We start from the raw sequence: 3,489 nt of genomic DNA, 5'->3' as shown, positions 1-3,489 counted from the left end.
TTATCTGTCATTCAATTTTAATAATGACACTCCTGTATCCAATATATTATTTTAAAAGCTCGCTTACCGGTATGGATTAGCGATCGTTAGGCATGTATGAGCGTGCCCAATGAATAAAATCTCTTCTAACCAGGTTATTAAAATCTTTTTGCACGCGATTTTCAATAGACTCAAAATACCTGTTATATTTAAACCAGTAAAGATCAATCTGCTCTTTATCAACTACACAAAAATATTTTGCTAAAAACTCATTGCTGTCTGCAATGGTCCATAGCGGAGAGAAATTAAGTTTGCGAAAAAAATGATTTACAAAGTAACCCTCCCCGGTATTGTTCTTAATCATCATTTCCGGGTTATCAGTTACCATGTCTGGCATCAACTCGTGATGTGGAATATCCCAGTATAGCAACATATCTCCCAGCGTTCCAAACATGAACATATCTGTTATACCATATAAGCGATTGAGAAAACTATCCAAACTAACTATTATAAGTCTTTCATGAAGAATACTACTGTCTTTTAAAGGAAACCAATCCTGCAGCATTCGCATATATCCAAGAAAATCCACTGGCTTACAACATCGCTGATCTGCTCGCGTTTTTAAAACATACCTGGTTTGTTCTTTGTCAAGCGCGTGTAAGCCACCGGCAGTAGATGTTATTTGAAAATTAATGTTTGCTGCTCCAGAAAATGCAGGTGGCTTGTTCTCTATTACTAATATGTCAAGATCATTCAGTTGTTTTACAATATGGTCGTTCGCAATTGGCCAGGTTGATAATACGATTGTTATATTGGGATACACGTAGCGGTATAACTTAAGTGTTTCAATAGTAAAATTATCTTTGTTTATAATTGGTCCCTGCATTACAATAGCGTACTCTTTCCCCAGCTCTGCAAAAATCCCGTATTTCATTAGCGCTTCCCGGGAAAACGATTTAGTGCGCGTTGCAACAGATAAATAATAGGGGCTTATTTTTTCCAAAAGAATAATGGCAGCCTTCATAATACTATTAAAATTCATATCCATCTGTTACTATTTGCAATTTGTTCGGTTTGAACGATTAGAAATACTTGTTTTTATAGCCTGCCAAAATCAGGCTGAATGATCTTTTTTGATAGGATTCGTATAGTATACGCCAGTCATAAAATAGGATATTGATTCCTAAACCCACCAGGGAATAAATGACGATAGAAAAAATGGGCGTAAAGGAACAATACACAGAAAGCAGGTAAAGAGCAAAGATCATAGGCATACTACGCAGTGCGTTTTGCACAAGGGACTTAACAAGTTCCTGGTAATTTACGAGGTTCTTTTTATTCACGAACCAGGCCCAGTAAACACCTATTGTAAAAGTACGCGCGATGGCAGTAGCCAATGCAAGCCCGGGCATTCCCCAGCCAATATGCAGGAAGTAAAAGCTCATGCCTATATTCAGTAATACTTCAATAATACCCGCAAAAGCCCATACTTTCAGCTCCCGGTATATTGAAAAGATAATGCCTGTTCCACGTATAATGGTTTCAAAAAATACCCAATAAGCAAAAATGCTGTTCAGGGCCATGCCACCATAACCATCCTTTGCCAGAAGGCCTACAAATTTATCATTGACAAAAAAGATCACAGCTGTAGAAAAAAAGGCGAGTCTTATAATAACTGTTAACAGGTTAACGTACGACTTCTTAAAAAGAAGCATGTTGCCAGAATCAAACACCTGCGAAAGGCCTGAAAATAAGGCAAGTGGAATTTTACTGGCAATTGTATTACAGAAAAGCACAGGAAGCTTTGAGGTAAAATTGTATACGGTTACTTTTGAAGCATCCAGGTAAGAAAGAATAAATAAGCTATCGGTAGTAGTGGCTACCATATTGGCTGTTCGGCCCAGTTGGAAATACCCCCCGAATGAAAACAGCTGTTTCATCATATTTCGTTTCACATTTGTTCTTGAAATGCTTACCCTAACCTCTTTCGCAGCATGATAATAATAAAGCACTGCCCCAAGCAGGGTACCAAACAAAAGCCCGAATGCCAATCCTACGACGCTTTTCAAAAGCACTACAAAAAACATACTTGATAAAACCTGGGCGATTGCACTGATCGTTTGAATATTCCGGTTCAATAATATTTTTTGCCGCGATTCCAGTATACTGCTGTATAAAGCAAATGGTATTCCTATAGCCGTGCTTATCAACACAATAACAAATGTGCTGCTGAAAACCGATGAAGAAAGTTGGTCTATATGGAACCAATGCGTAACAAACGGAATTAGTAACAGGCCAATCAGCAGGAAAACAAACGAGATAACAATAAACATAAGCATACTGGTGGCAGCAATGCTATTAATCTCATTACCATCCGTTTCCCCTTTGCCACTGTTCATTGCCTTAATAAGAAACCGGCTAATGCTAAAGCCAATACCAAAATCAGCCAGCCCGAGCCAACCGATTACAGAAGTGATTACTACCCAATAGCCATAATCTGAAAGGGTGATAACATTCAGATAGAAACGGATAGCCAGAAGTGAAAGTAACTGGACAATAATCATTCCGGCTACATCTGCATAAAATCCAAGAAAAGCCTTCCGTTTTCTTGACATTAAGATTTTGTTTTCTGGATGAATAATGCCGCCAGGTAAGCCACCAGATCTTCCGGCGTTCCTAAGCCGTGCATTCCGCTTTCGGAAATATTATAAACACCGAAACGATAACCGTTTTTGATCGCATAATTGTATACCGGACAAGTGTAAAACTCATTGTTTACCCTTTCGTTCCTTACGATCATATCGATTGCCGCATCCACAAAAACCGATCCTTTCGAAAAAAGATAGATTCCGACAGTTGCAAGATCTGAAATGGCGAGTTTTTCCTTCACTTCAGTGAGTATGCCGTTTTTCCCGGTTTTTGCAAATGACCATTTAGGGTTTTTTTCTTTATCTATGAAGCAGAGTATTGAACCATCCAGGTTTCGGATGAAACAATCATTGACAAACGCTTCAATAGATGTATCAACCAACTGATCAGAATTAGCTATCAGTAACGGGCTGCTGTTGTTAATGTATTTTCTTGCGAACAAAACGGTACAGGCCGTTCCTTCTGTAATATCCTTGATGGGGATAAATTCAGCATCATATGTTTCTTTAATCTGCTCAACAAGTTCTTTTTCCTGCTCGATATGATCGTGACGGGCGATCAGATAATATTTGGCACCGGGATAGTAAAGATTATCGATTACGCGGCTGATCATTGGTTTGCCATCAACATCGATAAATGGTTTCGGTTTGGCATACCCAGCCATTTCAAAGCGGCTGCCTTTACCAGCCATCGGTATTACAATATTCATCAATTAAAATACTTTTGATTAATCTGGTTACACAGGTATTGGTAAACTGAATCACTATAATGATAAGGGAAATCATCCATTGTGTCTTCTGGACGGTTAACGATCGCATCCGGCACCTCGTAAATATCGAAAGGAAGGAATTCCGCCCGAAC

At 38.8% G+C, this 3,489-nt stretch carries 3 protein-coding genes; all 3 read right to left on the bottom strand.

Annotated elements, in window-relative coordinates; all coding sequences use genetic code 11:
* Positions 1 to 76: 76 nt before the first annotated feature.
* The 3 genes from QZY09_RS00145 to QZY09_RS00135 are packed head-to-tail and all read right to left on the bottom strand — an operon-like array spanning position 77 to position 3,337.
* Complete coding sequence (locus tag QZY09_RS00145; protein ID WP_295666476.1) at positions 77 to 1,003, bottom strand: WavE lipopolysaccharide synthesis family protein; 927 nt, start codon at positions 1,001 to 1,003, stop codon at positions 77 to 79.
* A gap of 58 nt (positions 1,004 to 1,061) precedes the next feature.
* A complete protein-coding gene (locus QZY09_RS00140) occupies positions 1,062 to 2,594 on the bottom strand; it encodes an oligosaccharide flippase family protein (RefSeq protein WP_295666473.1) in 1,533 nt (510 codons plus the stop codon).
* Complete coding sequence (locus QZY09_RS00135; RefSeq protein ID WP_295666471.1) at positions 2,594 to 3,337, bottom strand: glycosyltransferase family 2 protein; 744 nt, start codon at positions 3,335 to 3,337, stop codon at positions 2,594 to 2,596. The genes QZY09_RS00140 and QZY09_RS00135 overlap by 1 nt, the downstream gene beginning before the upstream one ends.
* Positions 3,338 to 3,489: the final 152 nt, after the last annotated feature.

This window comes from uncultured Mucilaginibacter sp. (assembly GCF_903913935.1).
Lineage (GTDB): Bacteria > Bacteroidota > Bacteroidia > Sphingobacteriales > Sphingobacteriaceae > Mucilaginibacter.
The sequence above is the reverse complement of the archived record's forward strand: the minus strand, read 5'-3'. Positions and strand labels throughout refer to the sequence as shown.